We start from the raw sequence: 17,674 nt of genomic DNA on the forward strand, positions 1-17,674 counted from the left end.
TTAGTAAATAGGTTTAAAGTCAGGGTTAATGACAAAACGTAATGTTTGAATTTGGGGTAATGTTTGTTGAATAAGCCGTAACAATTGATGCTGTTCTAACCATAACCCTTGTCTCACAGTTGCATTCGGCACTTCTATTGTGAGTGTATCATCATTGGCGTTGATAATGCGATAAAATTGTTGATAGGTCTTTGGAAGTAATGGCTTAAGGGTAAAATTGATTGTCTGTAACTGGTTATTGCGTTCAACAATATGTGCAAATGCAGACTGCTGTAGTACCTCAGAGATATTTTTAATTGCCTGCTTTTTCATCTTTATTTTCCTTTTTAGCTTGTTTTTTACAACAGTTGCCTCAATAGACTGCCCTATTCTACAAAATTGTCGTATAATCGGCACAATTTTTTATTGAAATAGCCTATGATTTTACTCCGTTCGCTACATAAGTCTGCATTTTTGTCGCAATTTGTTCTTAGTATTGTGGCAGTGTTCGCTATGTCTCCAATTTTTTCTGCCTCAAGTGCAGCGGTTCAAGATCGAGACAGTAAAACAGTGGCGAATCAGCGGATTTTATCTGCATTTAACGAATTTTCAACGGTGCAAAAAACAGAATGTAGCCAATCTGTTTTTCTCCAATTTACCCTCTCTTTTCAAGTTATTTTGCCTCAACAAATGGGTATTTTTTGCAATTTTTTTGCAGTGACTAACCGCTTGTATTTCGTTAATCCGCCTATTCGAGCAGGACCTGTTTAGCACACGATATCATTTAAATTTATTGGGCGTCATTGAGATATTTATCAAGGCACAATTTGGGAACAGTCCTTTTAATTTCCATAAGGAATGTTCTGTTTTATTGAATTTATTATTGGAAGAAACAAGATGTTAACAAAAATTATTACAGCCATTTTCGGTAGCAGCAACGATCGGACTTTACGCCGCTTAAATAAGCGTGTTGCTCAAATTAATAAATTAGAAGCCGAATTTGAGCAGCTAAGCGATGAACAGCTTAAAGCAAAAACGGTCGAGTTTAAGCAGCGAATAGCAAATGGGGAGACGCTAGATAGTTTGTTGCACGAAGCCTTTGCAACGGTGCGTGAAGCAAGTAAGCGAGTGCTAGGTATGCGTCATTTTGATGTGCAACTTATTGGTGGAATGGTTCTAACAGAGCGGAACATTGCTGAAATGCGTACGGGCGAGGGGAAAACTTTAACTGCGACGCTTTCTTGCTACTTAAATGCGTTAATGGGTAAAGGGGTACACGTTGTTACGGTAAATGATTATTTGGCTCGTCGTGATGCACAAACCAATCGCCCATTGTTTGAATTTTTAGGTATGACGGTTGCGGTGAATATCCCAGGGTTATCTTCAGAAGAAAAACAGGTCGCTTATGCAGCGGATATTACTTATGCAACAAACAGTGAGCTTGGTTTTGATTATTTGCGTGATAATTTGGCTCATAGCAAGGAAGAACGATTCCAGCGTCCACTTTATTATGCATTGATTGATGAAGTCGATTCCATTTTAATTGATGAAGCACGGACGCCTCTGATTATTTCAGGACCTGCAGAAGATGTAACACAAATCTATCAAGCCATTGATAAAGTTATTCCACATCTAATTGTACAAGATAAAGAGGACACAGAAGAGTATATTGGTGAGGGCGATTTTACGCTTGACCTTAAAAGTAAGCAGGCTCATTTGACTGAGCGTGGTCAAGTGAAGGTTGAGCAAATTTTGACAGAAATGGGATTAATGCAAGAAGGCGAAAGTCTTTACTCACCTGCGAGAATTAATTTATTGCACCACGTTTATGCGGCACTCAGAGCCCATAAATTATTTGAAGTGAACGTGGATTATATTGTCAAAGACGGCGAAATCGTAATTATTGATGAGCATACAGGGCGAACAATGGCTGGAAGACGCTGGTCTGATGGTTTACATCAAGCGATTGAAGCCAAAGAAGGGGTAAATATTCAAGGTGAAAACCAAACCGTAGCCTCCATTACTTACCAAAACTATTTCCGTTTATATGAGAAATTAGCAGGTATGACAGGAACGGCGGATACCGAGGCTTTTGAATTTCAACAAATTTATGGGTTAGATACCGTTGTTATTCCAACTAACCGACCAATGATTCGTGATGATAAAACGGATTTGATGTTTAAAAGTGAGCCTGAAAAATATCAAGCGGTGATTAAAGATATTCAAGACTGTATTGCTCGCAACCAGCCTGTTTTAGTCGGTACAATTTCAATTGAGAAATCCGAAGTGCTGTCAAAAGCGTTGCAACAAGCAGGCATTAAACATAAGGTGCTCAATGCGAAATTCCACGCACAAGAAGCGGAAATTGTTGCTGATGCAGGTTATCCAGCAGCTGTTACGATTGCGACCAATATGGCAGGGCGAGGTACGGATATTGTGTTGGGTGGCAACTGGAAAGCGGAAATTGCGAAATTAGATAATCCAACCCAAGAACAAATTGAACAAATTAAGTCTGCTTGGAAAGCACGCCACGAAATTGTGATGCAGGCAGGTGGTTTACATATTATTGGTACTGAACGCCACGAATCACGCCGCATTGATAACCAATTACGAGGGCGTTCTGGTCGTCAAGGCGATCCTGGCTCGTCTCGTTTCTATTTATCACTTGATGATGCCTTAATGCGAATTTATCTGAATGAAGGCAAGTTAAATATGATGCGTAAAGCCTTTACAGAGGAAGGCGAGGCAATGGAATCTAAGCTGCTGACTAAAGTGATTGCTTCTGCACAAGCTAAGGTTGAGGCTTATAATTTCGATGGGCGTAAGCAATTGCTACAGTATGATGATGTGGCAAATGAGCAGCGTAAAGCGATTTATGAACAACGCAATTATTTGCTGGATACCGATGATATTTCAGCAATGATCAGCACTATTCGTCAAGACGTAATGAATGCAACGATTGACCAGCATATCCCACCGCAATCAATTGAAGAGATGTGGGACGTTGAAGGGCTGACATTGCATTTAAAACAAGAATTTGATTTAGATCTTCCGATTGCAAAATGGCTTGATGAAGAGAAGGATCTTGATGAAGATAAATTGCGTGAGCGTATTATTGGCATTGCCGTTGAGCAATATCAAGCGAAAGAGGCGAGTGTCGGTGTAGAAATAATGCGAAGTTTTGAGAAAGGCGTAATGTTGCAAAATCTTGATGAACTTTGGAAAGAGCATCTTTCTTCAATGGATTATTTACGCAAAGGCATTCATCTACGAGGCTATGCTCAAAAAGATCCAAAACAAGAATATAAGAAAGAATCATTTGCAATGTTTACTTATATGTTAGAAACATTGAAATCTAATGTGATTAGCATATTAAGCCGTGTGCAAATTCGCAGCCCAGAAGAAGTTGAGCAAGCAAGACGTGAACAGCAGCAACAAGCCAGTCAAGAAGCCGCTCACTATCAATCAACGGAAGGTGAAACGAATGATCGAAATGAGCAAGACTTTGTTAATTTAAATATTGGACGTAATGAATCTTGCCCGTGCGGTTCAGGGAAAAAATATAAGCATTGCCACGGTAATAAAGCAAAATATGCTTAATTTCACAAATATTGCTTGTCTTTGTTATTAGGAATTTATGATGGTTAAACCGAGGATTCAAGTTGCAGCAGCGATTATTCGCAATGAATTTCGACAGATTTATCTAACTCAACGTCTTGAAGGGCAGGATTTTGCACAATCATTGGAATTCCCTGGAGGAAAAGTTGATGTAGGAGAAACACCTGAAGAGGCGTTAGCACGAGAATTAGAAGAAGAAATTGGTATTCATATTTTGAGTGCTTTTCCTTATGAACATTTCTCGTTTGAATATCCGAATAGAACCATTGAATTTTTCTTTTATCTAGTGGAAGAATGGGTTGGCGAACCCTTTGGGCGAGAGGGACAAGAGGGATTTTGGATAGAGCAATCGGAACTTGAAGAGGGTAAATTCCCTCCAGCCAATTTGGAGTTGATTCGTAAGCTAAAAATGGAGCTTGAATAATTTAAGCACATCATTTTTTGGTCGTATCGCTAAATAGTAATAGGATCAAGTAGATTTATAAAACGAATAACATAGCGAAATAAAAAAGCAGACAAGCGGTTAATTATGAAAGAAATTTTACGCATTGCCACACGCCGAAGCCCATTAGCACTGTGGCAGGCCAGTTTTGTTAAAGCAGAATTAGAGGGACGTTTTCCTCATATTTCTGTTGAATTAGTGCCGATAGTTACAAAGGGCGATGTGATTTTAGATACACCTTTAGCAAAAATTGGTGGCAAAGGGTTATTTGTAAAGGAGTTAGAACAAGCCTTATTTGACAATAAAGCGGATCTAGCTGTGCATTCAATGAAAGATGTGCCGATGGTGTTACCAGAGGGATTGACATTAGCGGTAATTTGTCAGCGAGAAGATCCTCGAGATGCGTTTGTATCCAATCGCTATGCTACGTTAGATGAACTTCCTGAGGGGGCGATTGTTGGAACATCAAGCTTACGCCGCCAATGTCAGATTATGGCAAATTACCCTCATTTACGGATTGAATCCTTGCGAGGTAATGTAGGTACACGTTTAAATAAACTTGATAATGGTGAGTATGACGCAATTATTTTAGCTTCTGCTGGACTTATTCGGTTAGGATTACAAGAACGTATTCGTGAGTTTATTGCGACTGAGAAATTATTACCAGCAGCAGGGCAAGGGGCTGTGGGTATTGAAACTCGTTTAAATGATGAGCGAGTATTGAAATATGTGAATGCATTAAATCACGCTAATACTGCAAGCTGTGTAATCGCAGAGCGTGCAATGAATACCCGTTTACAGGGGGGCTGTCAAGTGCCAATTGGTGGTTTTGCCACATTAGATAATGGTCATATTTACTTAAGAGCATTGGTTGGAGAACTTGATGGATCTGCCATTATCCGAGCTAGTGGTGTGGCATCTGTTGCTCAAGCAGAACAATTAGGGATAAAAATAGCCGAACAACTTTTATCCCAAGGCGCAGATAAAATTTTGCAAGCGATTTACTCAGAATAGAGAATGAATATTTTAGTTACTCGCCCTGATGAGAGGGGGGCAGAGCTGGTTAAGATGCTAGCACAACAACAAATATTGGCTATTCACCAACCTCTTTTTACCATCGTAGCAGGCAGAGAATTAGCACGTCTAATCCCTATGCTAGCGGAATTGAAGAGTGGAGATTATGTTTTTGCTGTCTCAAAAAATGCGGTAGATTTTTCTTCGGAGGCACTAAGAGAAACAGGTTTTGGCTGGCGAGATGATTTGATTTATTTAGCCGTTGGGCAGAAAACAGCAAGTTATTTTTCACTAAAAAGTGGACAAGCGACGCATTACCCAATTGTTTCAGAGGACAGTGAAGGGCTACTAGCTTTAGCTATGTTGCAGGATTTATGCGGTAAAAAAGTATTGATATTACGAGCTGAAACAGGGCGAGATTTTTTTGCTAAATCGGTACTTTCCCGAGGGGCAGAAATACAAACATTAGAGTGCTATCAAAGGATAAGTAATGTGAACCAGCTAGGCGAAAAATTGAACCTAGCGAAGCGAGTAGGTATTAATGCGATTATTGTAAGTAGTAATGAAATTTTATCAATTTTACTAGAAAATACCCAAGTTTCAGAGCAAGAATGGCTATTTTCGTGTAAACTGATCGTGGTGAGTGAACGCATTGCAAACTATGCCGAACAACTTGGGTGGCATAAAGAAAAAATAATACTTTCACCGAAAGCAACCAATACAGCCTTATTGGAAACCATATTAAAAATAAGTAGTCAATAATAGGTAATCAGAGACAGCTAAGAGAGCAAATAAGCTTACGAGCAGATTAGGAGGAACCCCAATGACCAAAGGAAAGCAAAGCAATAAAGATCATACCAAGCAGACAAAGCTTGAAAAGCATGTTTTGCAAACAGAACAAGCTCTCAATAATAAGCTAGTCTCAGAAACAGCAATGCAAGCTGAACAGATAGAAAAAACAGAACAATCGGTAAGTGCTTCTGAAAATTTTGTAGAATCGAATTCAGCGGATAGGATCTTAATCAATACAGCTAAATCAGAAGAAAATTCTCAATTTTCCAATATAAAACACGAGGCGAACTCAGTGGAAAGTAATCTAGAAGTCGTTACAGAAAAAGCGGAGACTCCTCTTGAAAAACAAAAATCGGGCGGTAAAGCAATTGCAATCTTGGCACTATTAGTGGCATTTGCTGGTGGCGGTGCTGGGCATTTTTTAGTAAATAAAAAATTTGAACAGGTTGAAAAAGAGATTGCTCGTTTGTCAAGCGATGTAGAGCAAGGGGGAGTATTAAAGCCTGAGATTGATCTGCCAAATTTTGATAAAGAAAAAGCGTTGTTAGACAATTTGGATAAAGCTTATCAAGTCGCTGTAAAGCGTGTTGAACAGCTTGAGAAACAGCAGCAAGACTATCAAGAACAAATTCAGCAGCTACATTCGCAAGTAAAAAAATTAGCAGGTAAACTTTCGAATGAGTCAAGCCAGTGGTTATTGTTAGATTCGGAATTTTTGCTCAAGAATGCATTGCGAAAATTAGTCTTAGATAGCGATACAGAGACGGCGAAAAGTTTATTGATTGAAGCGGACAACGTGTTAAATCAAGTTGGAGATGTGGAGATTGTTAAGGTGCGAGATGCAATAAAAGCGGATCTTCATACGCTTACCCATTTAAATGAGGTTGATCAAAATGACCTAATGCAGCGGTTATCACAATTAGCAAATGCAGTTGATGATATGCCGTTGATGGATAGTACAGACAATATGGATGATCTAGAGTCGGAGTTAAGTGGATCAATTGCGGATTGGGAGAAAAATATTACAAAAAGTGCGAACTCTTTCTTGAATAGTTTCATTCGAATAAGTGATAAAAATAATCTGACAGATAAGGTATTTATCGCACCAAATCAAGAAATTTATCTGCGTGAGAATATTCGCTTACGCTTACAAATTGCAATTTTAACAATTAGTCGCCAGCAAAATGATCTGTATAAAGGATCACTTGAGGCAGTGAGTGCTTGGGTAAGAAGTTATTTTGATACTCAAAATGAGAATGTAAAATCTTTTATTGCTGAACTAGATTCACTTTTGGAGCAGTCAATTTATATTGACGCACCAAATCAATTACAAAGTTTAGCGGTATTAGCAGAGATACAGAATAAGCCTTTAATAGAGGTTGAAAAAATTCAGCTAGAAAGCAATAAATCCTTGGAACATTTAAAACTCGATGAGAAAGTTTTTCAGAAAAAAGCAGATGTTATGACTGAACCAGAAGTAAAAACTGGAACAAAAGTAGATGTTGAAGCAGAGCCAAAACAGGCTGGAATGAGTAAAGAAGTGGAGGTTAAGGTTAATAGCGAGGAAGTAAATAGTTCAAAAGTGTTGGAGGTAAATTCTCCAGAGGATTCTACAACCTCTGCCACAGAGCCAGCATTAATGGGGAGTGAAGCAGAGTCAAAGTCCCAGCCAGCTAAAACAGAATAGGAGCTAAAAGATTATGTTTCGTGTTCTTTTTTTAATGATCTTAGCGTTAGTTGGTCTAATTTTAGGGCCGAATATCGCAGGTAACCAAGGCTATGTGCGTATTGAGACAGACACAAAAGTTATAGAAATGAGCTTGGTTGTATTAGTTTTCTTTTTTGTTGCTGCATTGGCAGTAGTTTATCTGCTTGAATGGCTATTTTCTCGTTTGTTCCGCTTAAGTCGTGGTGCATACCAGTGGGTTGGGAAGCGTAAACGTAAAAAAGCTCAGCAGCAAACACTTGAAGGTCTGATGAAAATGACCGAAGGGGATTACTCCAAAGCTGAAAAATTGATTAGTAAAAATGCTAAACACGCTGATGAGCCGATTTTAAATTTTATTAAGGCCGCAGAGGCTGCTCAGCAACGAGGTGATGATTTAAATGCAAATCACTATTTACTTGAAGCGGCGAAAATAGCAGGTCCAAATAATATTGCTGTCGAAATTGCAAGAACTCAAGTATTATTACAACAGAATAAACTGCCCGCTGCACGTAGTTCTGTGGATAGTTTATTAGAACTTGCACCAAATAATATAGAAGCGTTGCGTTTAGGTATTGAAATTTATCAACGTTCAGGTGCTTATAAAGCTCTTGATAACGTGCTGGAAAATGCGAAGCAAGTTAGCTTCCTTTCAGCGACAGAATATGAATCATTGATGCAGCAAGTTGAAGATGGTCTATTAGATGAAGTAATGAACGAAGAAGGGCAGGAGGGGTTACTTCGTTGGTGGGAGCATCAACCAAGTCGTCGCCGTCGTTCTGTTTATGTTAGAGCTGGTCTAGTTAAACGTCTTATTGAAAGTGGGGATCACCTGTCAGCAGAGAAGATTGCATTAGAGACAGTGAAAAAATTTAATGATGATCAATTAGCAGATCTTTTTGGTGTATTAGTCGATCTTCAGGCTGAACCAGAAGGTAAACTAGTACAAATGCTTCAAAAACGTGCACAAAAAGCGGAAAATCTCTACTCTGATGACTATGCTCGAGTATTGGGCTATCTTTTCACAAGAGCAGGTTTATTTGAGCAGGCAAAACCTTACTTTGTGCAGTTGCTAGATCACCAAGAGTGTGTTTCTAATGATCGTATTATGGCACTTTATATGGCAGAAAAAACAGGCGATATAGTATTGGTAGATCGCCTGAAACAGGAAAATCTAAAAGACATTAATATGAATGAAGATGAAGTGTTAGCTTTACCTGTTGCTGAAAGTAGAAATAATATCTAAAGTTTTTACTATCTCTCTGTGTTAGCGGTGAGATTAGTATAAAGAAGTGCAAAACGCCAAATATTAATTATATTTGGCGTTTTTTATAAATTTATATGTTCTAGTTTGACTGGTTTTAGTATTTTTGTCTTAGATTATTTAATGCAATTAAGCCTTTATTACAACTTTTTTCTTGTAATGTAGAATCCATTTTTGCAATTTTTTGCTTTGATTCAAGGAGTTTATTTTTCATATTTTTGACTTTAGGGTGAGTCCCAGGTTGTTTTTCTGCATCTCTAATTAACTTCTCAGCTTCTTTAAACATCAACAGACATTGATGAGTAAATTTATTTGCTGGCTGTTTAGAGACTTTGCTGGGTAGAGATGAACTGGTAGACGCACTAGCAAAACTCGCAATAAACAAGGCTAATCCTGTCGTGATCAGCAAATTTAATACGTTATTTTTTTTCATTATTATTTACCGTAAAGCCTGATAGGACAGACATTGTACTAAAATTATTGAATAAAGTCATGGTCAATCTGGATTTTTTATGGTTTGAGGTAAAAATCTGTGATCTGTAGAAAATTAATGGTGATTTACTCGTTTTTATTAATTGATTTATATCAATGATAAGATCAATTTATGCTATTTTTAGAGGAACTTTTGCCTAGAAAGTTGATGAATGTCAGTTTTTGCTATTTTTTAAAGAGAAGATTGAGAGTAAAATAGTAAAGCAAGACCAAGTATATTTTTCTTTCGGATTTCAATAAAAAGTAGGAAGTGGATTATAAGGTCAAATTCAAAGGGGTGGTTGCATAATATGTAATCAAATATTTCTAGTTATATAACTAAAGAGGTTTAAGATGTTAGATGTTGTTGAACTCTCACGTTTACAATTTGCTTTAACGGCACTCTACCACTTCTTGTTTGTTCCTCTTACATTAGGTCTTTCCTTCGTACTTGTGGTGATGGAAACCCTATATGTAACAACTGGCAAAGAAGTTTATAAAGATATGACTAAGTTCTGGGGTAAATTGTTTGGGATAAACTTCGCTCTAGGGGTAACAACTGGTATTACAATGGAATTTCAGTTCGGGACAAACTGGTCTTATTATTCTCACTATGTGGGAGATATTTTTGGTGCACCGCTGGCAATTGAAGGGCTAATGGCGTTTTTCTTAGAATCAACTTTTATTGGTTTATTCTTTTTTGGTTGGGATCGTTTATCAAAAGGTAAGCATTTAATTGCGACTTATGCTGTTGCATTTGGTTCAAACTTATCTGCACTATGGATTTTAGTTGCCAACGGTTGGATGCAAAATCCTGTTGGTTCAGAGTTTAATTTTGAAACGATGCGTATGGAAATGAGTAGTTTCTCAGAGCTTGTCTTCAATCCAGTTACACAGTCTAAATTTGTGCATACTGTTACAGCAGGTTATACCTGTGGAGCGGTATTTGTATTGGGAATCAGTGCATATTACCTTTTAAAAGGCAGAGACTTAGGTTTTGCTAAGCGTTCTTTCTCTGTTGGGGCAAGTTTTGGTTTAATGGCGATCATCTCTGTGTTAATTATGGGTGATGAGTCAGGCTATGAAATTGGTAAAGCTCAGCCAACGAAGTTAGCAGCAATGGAAGGTGAGTTTGAGACGCAGCCAGCTCCAGCTGCTTGGAATGCTTTTGTAATTCCAAATACCAAAGAAATGAGAAATGAGTCTTCTATTCATATCCCTTATATGGCAGGGATCATTGCAACTCGTTCTTTTGATACCGAAATTAAAGGTTTGAAAGATATTCGTGTTATAAATGAGCAACGTGTTCGTAATGGTATCGTGGCTTACGCCTTATTAGAAAAACTTCGTTCAGGAGACTACACAGCTGAAGATAAAGTGGCATTTGAGGCTGTCCAAAAAGATCTTGGTTTTGGTTTATTATTAAAGGCCTATACTGACAATGTGGTTGATGCAACAGAAGCACAAATCCAGCAAGCTGCCGATGATACTATTCCAAATGTTGGACCGACTTTCTGGGCGTTCCGTAGTATGATGATTTCAGGCGGATTAATGTTACTTTTAATTGGATTTGGTTTTATACAAAATCTGCGTGGTACCGTAGGTAAAAACCGCCTATATTTGAAAGCTATGTTGTGGGGAATTCCACTTCCTTGGATTGCTATTGAATCTGGTTGGTTCTTGGCTGAATATGGTCGTCAGCCTTGGGCAATTTATGAAGTGTTGCCGACGGGTGTTTCTAATTCAGCATTGACAACAACCGATCTTTGGATTGCCATTGGTTTGCTGTGCGGACTTTATACGTTATTCCTTGTGGTAGAAATGTACTTAATGTTTAAATATGGTCGTCTAGGACCAAGTGCATTAAAAACAGGTCGCTACTATTTTGAACGTCTGCAAAATAATTAGGAGTTAAAAATGTTAGATTATGAAGTTCTCCGCTTTATTTGGTGGATTTTAATTGGGGTATTGCTGATTGGATTTGCGATCACCGATGGTTTTGATATGGGGGTACTCACATTATTACCTGTTATTGGTAAAAGTAATGTTGAACGCCGTGTAATGATCAATACCATTGCGCCACATTGGGACGGAAACCAAGTGTGGTTATTAACAGGAGGTGGGGCAATTTTTGCTGCGTGGCCGACTGTTTATGCAACCTCATTTTCAGGTTTCTTCCTTGCGATGATTTTAGTGCTTGCAGCATTATTCTTTCGTCCTGTTGGTTTTGAATATCGTGCAAAAATTGATGATCCAAAATGGCGTAGTGCATGGGATTGGGGATTATTTATTGGTGGTTTTGTGCCATCTTTGATCTTCGGCGTGGCATTTGGTAATTTATTACAAGGTGTACCGTTTGAATTTAATAACCTTAATCAAGTGCAATATACGGGGTCATTCTTTGGTTTATTGAATCCGTATGCACTATTGTGTGGGGTGATTAGTTTGATGATGCTCACTACACAAGGTGCGACTTGGTTACAAATGAAGACGACATCGGAATTACGTTCTCGTGCAGAAAATATCGCTCAAATCACCGCTTCTGTTACGCTTGTAACCTTTGTTATTGCTGGGATATGGCTATATTTCAAAAATGGCTTTGTTATCACAAGTGAGTTAGATCATAAGGCACTGTCTTTATTGAAAGATAAAACTGTAGCATTAGAAAGTAGTGCTTGGTTTAAAAATTTCTTTGAAATGCCAGTGCTTTGGGTTATTCCTGCTTTAGCTGTTTTAGGGGCATTAGTTACTATTGCAAGTTCTAAAGCAGGTCGTTCTGGCTGGGCATTTTTTGGTTCATCAATTATGCTAGTTGGTATTATTTTAACTGCTGGCGTATCAATGTTCCCATTCGTGATGCCATCTATTTCTCACCCAGAAATGAGTTTAACTGCTTGGGATTCGACTGCAAGCCATAAAACATTAATGATAATGTTTGTTGTTGCCTGTATTTTTGTCCCACTTGTTTTGAGTTATACAATTTGGTCATATATCAAAATGTACGGTCGTATTGATGCAAAATTTATTGAAAACAATAAGGCAAGTGCTTACTAAGAAGGAGAATAAAAATGCTATATGTAACTTGGGTATTAGGAATTTTCCTTGCAATCTTATTTGCGACAGTTATTACTGTTAGTCTTGAGAAAACGGGTAAATTTGACGAATAATGATCACGTTGATTTATAATCTTACTCAAAAGGGCTTGTTAAAAGCCCTTTCTTTTCTACTTGCAAGCGGTCTATTTATTGTTATTTTTTGCAAATCAATGTTGTTTGCTTCTAAATTTGGCATATTTTCTTTAGTTGTTTTTTATGGTACTGTCATTTTGTGGATTCACGGAATTGGGTTTGAGATAAGATTGTCATTTTGGCGACTAGTTTTTTTACCACTTGTAGGTTATCTTATTGTTATTCCTGCATTTATTTACATCGTTTTAATCTAAGTAATTTGTCAATTTCAAGTCTTTTCTTATCTTTACATATAAACGCTGGAAAAGACTTGCATAATAAATCGACTCTCTCTAAAATGCCGAGCAATTTTCGCCTAGGTTCTAGGCTTTTTTCTTTTTTATGAATAATGTATTGCTATAAAAAACGTTTCATTATGAGAGCAATGGCTACATAGTTAGGGAGTTAATAAAAGTAGAATGACGTATTTAGTTCGAGTCTATTATGAAGATACCGATGCAGGTGGCGTAGTTTATCACGCTCGTTATTTGCACTTTTTTGAGCGTGCGAGGACAGAATTTTTACGCCAGCTTGGGTTTTCTCAACAATTATTGTTGGCAGAGAATATTGCTTTTGTCGTAAAAAAGATGGAAATTGACTATAAAATTGCAGCAAAATTAGATGATTTACTGCACGTTGAAACGACTATTAGTCAGATAAAAGGGGCTAGTATTGTCTTCATTCAGCGTTTATTTCGTCAAACAGAATGTTTGAGCGAAGCGACTATTCGTGTTGCAAGTGTTGATTTAGCCAAAATGAAGCCCATTGCGGTGCCTAAAGCTATTTCTATGCGGTTGCAGCAGTGCATTAACTAGAATTAACAACCTCGGAGTTTAATAATGCCAACAGAGTTTAACTTAGTTTCATTATTTCTTGAAGCAAGTATTGTCGTGAAACTTGTTATTTTAACCTTGATTATATTTTCTTTAGTTTCTTGGGCGGTGATTATTCAGCGTAGTCGTTTATTAGCGAATGCCAAGAAAGAATCGCTAGCGTTTGAAGACCGTTTTTGGTCTGGTGAAGATCTTCATCGTTTGCACGAAGGATTAGAACATCGTCGTGAAGGATTAAATGGGGCAGAGCAGATTTTCTATATCGGTTTCAAAGAGTTTAATCGTTTAAGTCAGGCAAATTCCGATTTGCCAGATTCGATTATTCAAGGATCTAGCCGTGCTATGAATCTTGCACTAAATCGTGAGATGGAAAACATTGAGAATCATATCCCATTTTTAGGAACGGTGGGATCGATCAGTCCTTATATTGGTTTATTTGGTACTGTATGGGGGATTATGCACTCGTTTATGGGATTAAGTGCAGTAAAACAGGCCACACTACAATCTGTTGCACCAGGTATTGCGGAGGCACTAATTGCGACTGCGATAGGGTTATTTGCTGCTATTCCTGCCGTGATTGCTTATAATCGTTTGAATTTACAGGTGAGTAAATTAGAGCAAAATTATATCAATTTTATTGATGAATTTACCACGATTTTGCATCGTCAAGTATTTAGCAAAAAATAGTATTATTTATAAATTGCAGAATTTTTATTTGAATTAACCGCTTGTTTTTGTTAGGCAAGCGTTAATAAAATGAGAGAAAGCGTAAATCGTGTAGAATAAGAAAGGATAGAGTAAATATGCGTTACCGTCGCCGTCATCGTGAGGTGAAATCGGAGATTAATGTTGTACCATTTTTAGATGTGTTATTAGTATTATTACTCATTTTTATGGCAACTGCTCCAATTATTAGTCAAAGTGTTGAAGTGAATTTACCAAAGGATAGCCATAGCCAATCAGTTTCTAATGAAGATAAAAAGCCTGTTATTTTAGAAGTTTCAGGTGTAGATCTTTATAAATTGAAAATTGATGGAAGTTATATGCAAGGCAGAACAGGGGTAGAGAATCTTAGTGGTGAGGAAGTTGTTGCTTATGCTGGTGATGCTCTTCAAAAAGATAATAGCACTTTGTTTTTAGTCGCTGGCGAGGCGAGTGTGCCTTATGAAGAAGTGATCAAAGGGATTGTGTTATTGAAAAATGCAGGCATTCAAAATGCAGGATTAATGACGGAAAGTAGATAAATCAAAATATTGAATAGGTCAGGATATATAGTGAAACATAATCGTACAGGGTTAACGAAAGCACTGATTATTTCTGTTATTTTACACAGTTTGTTAATTGGTTTGCTGCTGGTCGGTTCCCTTTTGCCTTCTTCACACTTGTCAGCTGGCGGTAGCGGAGGAGAGCTTGAGCAATTTGAGGCTGTAATGGTTGATACTAGACAGGTTGCAGCAGAATATGGTCGTCTGCGTGAGCAAAAACAAGGTTCGATCAAACCGATTTCTCAAGAGCAAGAAACAGAGAATGAGGAACAGAAGGTGTCAAAGGAAACGGTAGAAAAAACACTTTTGGTAAAACAAAAAATAGAGCAACAGCAAAAATCAGAACAAGAAAAAGCAGAACAGCAGAAAGCATTGCAAAAGCAGCGTCAAGAGCAAGAGCGTAAAAAAGAAGAATTAAGGTTACAAGAAATTGCTAAACAGGAAAAATTAAAAAAGCAGCAAGAAGTAGAACGTAAAAAACAAGAAGAAGCAGATCGTAAAAAATTGGAAGAAACTGCCCGCTTAAAAGCACAAGCGGAGGCTAAAAAGGTTGAAGCTGCCAAAAAAGAAGCTGAGCAAGAAAAAAAATTGGCACAAGAAATCCAGCTAGAACAGGAAAAATTAGCGAAGCTACAAGCTGAGAAAGAGGCGAAGGAAAAAGCTGAAAGAGAAATAAAAGAAAAAGCTGATCAAGAAGCGAGGGCGAAAGCCGAAAGAACAGCAAAGGAGAAGGCTGAAAAAGCAGCAAAAGCCAAGGCGGCAGAAGCTGCTGCGAAAGAGGCTACTGCAAGAGAAAGGGCTGAAGCCTTGCGTCAATTCCAAGAAATCGGCGATGTAGGAGGCGGTACAAGTCGAGGTGGTAATCAAAAAGTGGCTGGTTCTCAAGGAAGTGGTGGCACAAAAGGGATTGGAGCAGGACAGGGAAACGCAAATATTTATGCTAGTCAAGTGCGTGCTGTACTAAGACCGAAATTTAACTACCAAAATTTAGGTACAAAACATTGTAAAATTCGAGTAAATATTGCACCCGATGGCAATGTGTTAAAGTATGATAAGGTGTCAGGTGATGTTGATGTATGTGCAGTTGCAATGGGGGCTATTGCTCAGACCCCTAAATTACCTAAGCCAGCTGATAATGTTTATGAACAAGTAAAAGTATCCATTATTACTTTTGATGCTTCATTTAGGCGACAATAAAATTCGGATAGAGGATTATAGGGGAAAAAAATGAAAAAAATTTTAATATTGATAGGTTTTTTCTTTAGTTGTCATATTGCAAGTGCCAATACGGAATTTGAGATTGTCGTAGATAGTAGTGGACTAAGCCTTGCTCAACCGATTGCGGTTGTGCCATTTAAAACAGTTGGTGTTGTCCCTGAAGATGTGGCAAAAATTGTGTCTGACGATTTACGAAATAGTGGTAAGTTTGCACCGATTAATCCGAATAATATGCCATCTCACCCTGTTTCAGCTGCGGAAATTATACCTGATCAGTGGTCAGTGTTAGGCGTGCAAGCGGTCGTTGTTGGGCAAGTAAATACAATTAATAACGGTTATCATATCGCTTATCAGTTAGTTGATGTGATTGGTGCATCGGGCGTGGCTGGTAATGTGATTTTACAAGGAGCGTTTAATGTGCCTGCAAGCAAGATTCGTTTGGGAGCTCATACTGTAAGCGATCAGATTTTTGAAAAATTAACGGATATTCGAGGGGCATTTAGAACGAAAATTGCTTATGTAGTACAGAGAGGGGTATCTGCTTATGAGTTAAAAGTTGCAGATTATGACGGTTTTAATGTTTTCACGGTTGTGAAAAGTAAAGAGCCATTGATGTCGCCAGAGTGGTCGCCAGATGGTTCACGTTTAGCTTATGTTACTTTTGAGAATAAAAAAGCTCAAATTGTGATTCATGAATTAAGCTCTGGTAAACGTAAAGTCATTGCTGCTTTAAAAGGACATAATGGTGCCCCTGCATTTTCTCCAGATGGCTCACGCATCGCTTTTGCTTCAAGTAAAGAGGGTGTGTTAAATATTTATCTAGTTGGAGTGAATGGCGGTAATTTAGTGCAACTAACGAGTGGTTCTGGAAATAATACCGAGCCGAGCTGGTCTCCTGATGGCAATATGATATTATTTACCTCAGATCGTGCGGGTAGTCCACAAGTGTATCAGATGAATATATCAGGCGGTAGTGTGAACCTAGTTGGGGGTAACGGTAGCGGTAAGATATCTTCAGATGGAAAGAATTTAATTATGGTTGCTGGTGATAAAATTGTAAAACGAGATCTCGTTTCGGGTAGCACAGAGGTGTTAAGTTCTACGTTTTTAGACGAAAGTCCAAGTATTTCACCAAATGGCACTATGGTTATTTATAGCTCTACCAAAGGTGTGAGCAAAGTGCTACAATTGGTGTCCGCAGATGGCCGTTTTAAAGCTAACCTGCCGGGAGCGGGGGGACAATATAAATTTCCTGCTTGGTCACCGTATCTGACTAAACAATAATTCTTTTTGGAGAAAAAAATGAAAAAACTAGCTAAAGTATTAATGATTGCGGCACCCGCTTTTATTTTAGCAGCATGTAGCAGCTCGAATGATAACGCAAGTGCAAATGCAAATCTAAATGCAGGTCAAACTTTTGGTGGTATGTCTGTGCAAGATTTACAAACTCGTTACAACACCGTGTACTTCGGTTTTGATAGCTATGTAGTTGAAGGTGAAAATCGTACTTTATTAGATGCCCACGCAGCTTACTTAACTTCAGTAAATGGTAAAGTAACCGTATCTGGACACGCTGATGAGCGTGGTACGCCAGAGTATAATATCGCATTAGGTCAACGTCGTGCCGATGCAGTTCAAAGCTACTTAGCATCTAAAGGTGCAAACCAAGTATCTACGGTGTCTTACGGTGAAGAAAAACCTGCAGTATTGGGGCATTCTGAAGCAGATTATCAGAAAAACCGTCGTGCAGTTTTAGAATACTAGTTTCTAGTTATTGAGTGATAAAGCCTCGAGAAATCGAGGCTTTATTTTTATCTGAGATTATTTTTATTTGTATCGCTTAATT

General features: G+C 38.1%; 19 protein-coding genes. 17 read left to right on the forward strand and 2 right to left on the reverse strand.

The features are described from left to right. Positions 1-312: a DciA family protein gene (locus EV693_RS00805; RefSeq protein WP_132500497.1), complete on the reverse strand. Its 312-nt coding sequence runs from the start codon at positions 310-312 to the stop codon at positions 1-3. 105 nt (positions 313-417) lie between these two features. On the opposite strand from EV693_RS00805, the gene secM reads away from it, so the two are divergent. The 7 genes from secM to EV693_RS00840 all read left to right on the forward strand — a co-directional run bounded on the left by secM (position 418) and on the right by EV693_RS00840 (position 8,796). Then, complete coding sequence (gene secM / locus EV693_RS00810; RefSeq protein WP_132500498.1) at positions 418-750, forward strand: secA translation cis-regulator SecM; 333 nt, start codon at positions 418-420, stop codon at positions 748-750. Positions 751-876: 126 nt separating this feature from the next. Beyond that, positions 877-3,579, forward strand: a complete 2,703-nt coding sequence (gene secA / locus EV693_RS00815; RefSeq protein ID WP_132500499.1) for a preprotein translocase subunit SecA — start codon at positions 877-879, stop codon at positions 3,577-3,579. Positions 3,580-3,619: 40 nt separating this feature from the next. Next, positions 3,620-4,021 (forward strand): 8-oxo-dGTP diphosphatase MutT, encoded by a 402-nt coding sequence (gene mutT, locus EV693_RS00820; protein WP_132500500.1) that lies wholly within the window; start codon positions 3,620-3,622, stop codon positions 4,019-4,021. A gap of 105 nt (positions 4,022-4,126) precedes the next feature. Then, positions 4,127-5,053, forward strand: a complete 927-nt coding sequence (gene hemC / locus EV693_RS00825; protein WP_132500501.1) for a hydroxymethylbilane synthase — start codon at positions 4,127-4,129, stop codon at positions 5,051-5,053. A gap of 3 nt (positions 5,054-5,056) precedes the next feature. Continuing rightward, positions 5,057-5,815, forward strand: coding sequence for a uroporphyrinogen-III synthase (locus tag EV693_RS00830; protein ID WP_132500502.1), 759 nt, complete (start codon positions 5,057-5,059; stop codon positions 5,813-5,815). A 61-nt stretch (positions 5,816-5,876) separates the two neighbouring features. Beyond that, positions 5,877-7,532, forward strand: coding sequence for a uroporphyrinogen-III C-methyltransferase (locus EV693_RS00835; RefSeq protein WP_132500503.1), 1,656 nt, complete (start codon positions 5,877-5,879; stop codon positions 7,530-7,532). A 13-nt stretch (positions 7,533-7,545) separates the two neighbouring features. Then, complete coding sequence (locus EV693_RS00840; RefSeq protein ID WP_132500504.1) at positions 7,546-8,796, forward strand: heme biosynthesis HemY N-terminal domain-containing protein; 1,251 nt, start codon at positions 7,546-7,548, stop codon at positions 8,794-8,796. Between the two features lie 115 nt (positions 8,797-8,911). Here the strand turns inward: EV693_RS00840 and EV693_RS00845 are convergent, their stop codons facing one another. Continuing rightward, positions 8,912-9,247 carry a DUF5339 domain-containing protein gene (locus tag EV693_RS00845; RefSeq protein WP_132500505.1) on the reverse strand — a complete coding sequence of 112 codons (336 nt, stop codon included), beginning with the start codon at positions 9,245-9,247 and terminating at the stop codon, positions 8,912-8,914. Positions 9,248-9,639: 392 nt separating this feature from the next. Between EV693_RS00845 and EV693_RS00850 the strand changes: the two genes are divergently transcribed. The 10 genes from EV693_RS00850 to EV693_RS00895 all read left to right on the forward strand — a co-directional run bounded on the left by EV693_RS00850 (position 9,640) and on the right by EV693_RS00895 (position 17,592). Next, a complete protein-coding gene (locus tag EV693_RS00850; protein ID WP_132500506.1) occupies positions 9,640-11,193 on the forward strand; it encodes a cytochrome ubiquinol oxidase subunit I in 1,554 nt (517 codons plus the stop codon). A 9-nt stretch (positions 11,194-11,202) separates the two neighbouring features. After that, complete coding sequence (cydB, locus tag EV693_RS00855) at positions 11,203-12,339, forward strand: cytochrome d ubiquinol oxidase subunit II (RefSeq protein ID WP_132500507.1); 1,137 nt, start codon at positions 11,203-11,205, stop codon at positions 12,337-12,339. 14 nt (positions 12,340-12,353) lie between these two features. Beyond that, positions 12,354-12,452 carry a cytochrome bd oxidase small subunit, CydX/CbdX family gene (locus EV693_RS00860; RefSeq protein ID WP_132500508.1) on the forward strand — a complete coding sequence of 33 codons (99 nt, stop codon included), beginning with the start codon at positions 12,354-12,356 and terminating at the stop codon, positions 12,450-12,452. After that, complete coding sequence (locus EV693_RS00865; RefSeq protein ID WP_132500509.1) at positions 12,452-12,727, forward strand: cyd operon YbgE family protein; 276 nt, start codon at positions 12,452-12,454, stop codon at positions 12,725-12,727. Before EV693_RS00860 ends, EV693_RS00865 begins: the two co-directional genes overlap by 1 nt. Before the next feature lie 204 nt (positions 12,728-12,931). Then, on the forward strand, positions 12,932-13,327 hold the full coding sequence (gene ybgC / locus EV693_RS00870) for a tol-pal system-associated acyl-CoA thioesterase (RefSeq protein ID WP_132500510.1): 396 nt from the start codon (positions 12,932-12,934) through the stop codon (positions 13,325-13,327). A gap of 24 nt (positions 13,328-13,351) precedes the next feature. Further along, complete coding sequence (tolQ, locus tag EV693_RS00875; protein ID WP_132500511.1) at positions 13,352-14,032, forward strand: protein TolQ; 681 nt, start codon at positions 13,352-13,354, stop codon at positions 14,030-14,032. 116 nt (positions 14,033-14,148) lie between these two features. Continuing rightward, positions 14,149-14,589 (forward strand): colicin uptake protein TolR, encoded by a 441-nt coding sequence (gene tolR, locus EV693_RS00880; protein WP_132500512.1) that lies wholly within the window; start codon positions 14,149-14,151, stop codon positions 14,587-14,589. 30 nt (positions 14,590-14,619) lie between these two features. Next, complete coding sequence (tolA, locus tag EV693_RS00885) at positions 14,620-15,807, forward strand: cell envelope integrity protein TolA (protein ID WP_132500513.1); 1,188 nt, start codon at positions 14,620-14,622, stop codon at positions 15,805-15,807. A 30-nt stretch (positions 15,808-15,837) separates the two neighbouring features. Further along, on the forward strand, positions 15,838-17,112 hold the full coding sequence (gene tolB / locus EV693_RS00890; RefSeq protein ID WP_132500514.1) for a Tol-Pal system beta propeller repeat protein TolB: 1,275 nt from the start codon (positions 15,838-15,840) through the stop codon (positions 17,110-17,112). 18 nt (positions 17,113-17,130) lie between these two features. Further along, positions 17,131-17,592 (forward strand): OmpA family protein, encoded by a 462-nt coding sequence (locus tag EV693_RS00895; RefSeq protein WP_132500515.1) that lies wholly within the window; start codon positions 17,131-17,133, stop codon positions 17,590-17,592. The last annotated feature ends 82 nt before the right edge of the window (positions 17,593-17,674 follow it).

This window comes from Nicoletella semolina, assembly GCF_004345745.1.
Lineage (GTDB): Bacteria > Pseudomonadota > Gammaproteobacteria > Enterobacterales > Pasteurellaceae > Nicoletella > Nicoletella semolina.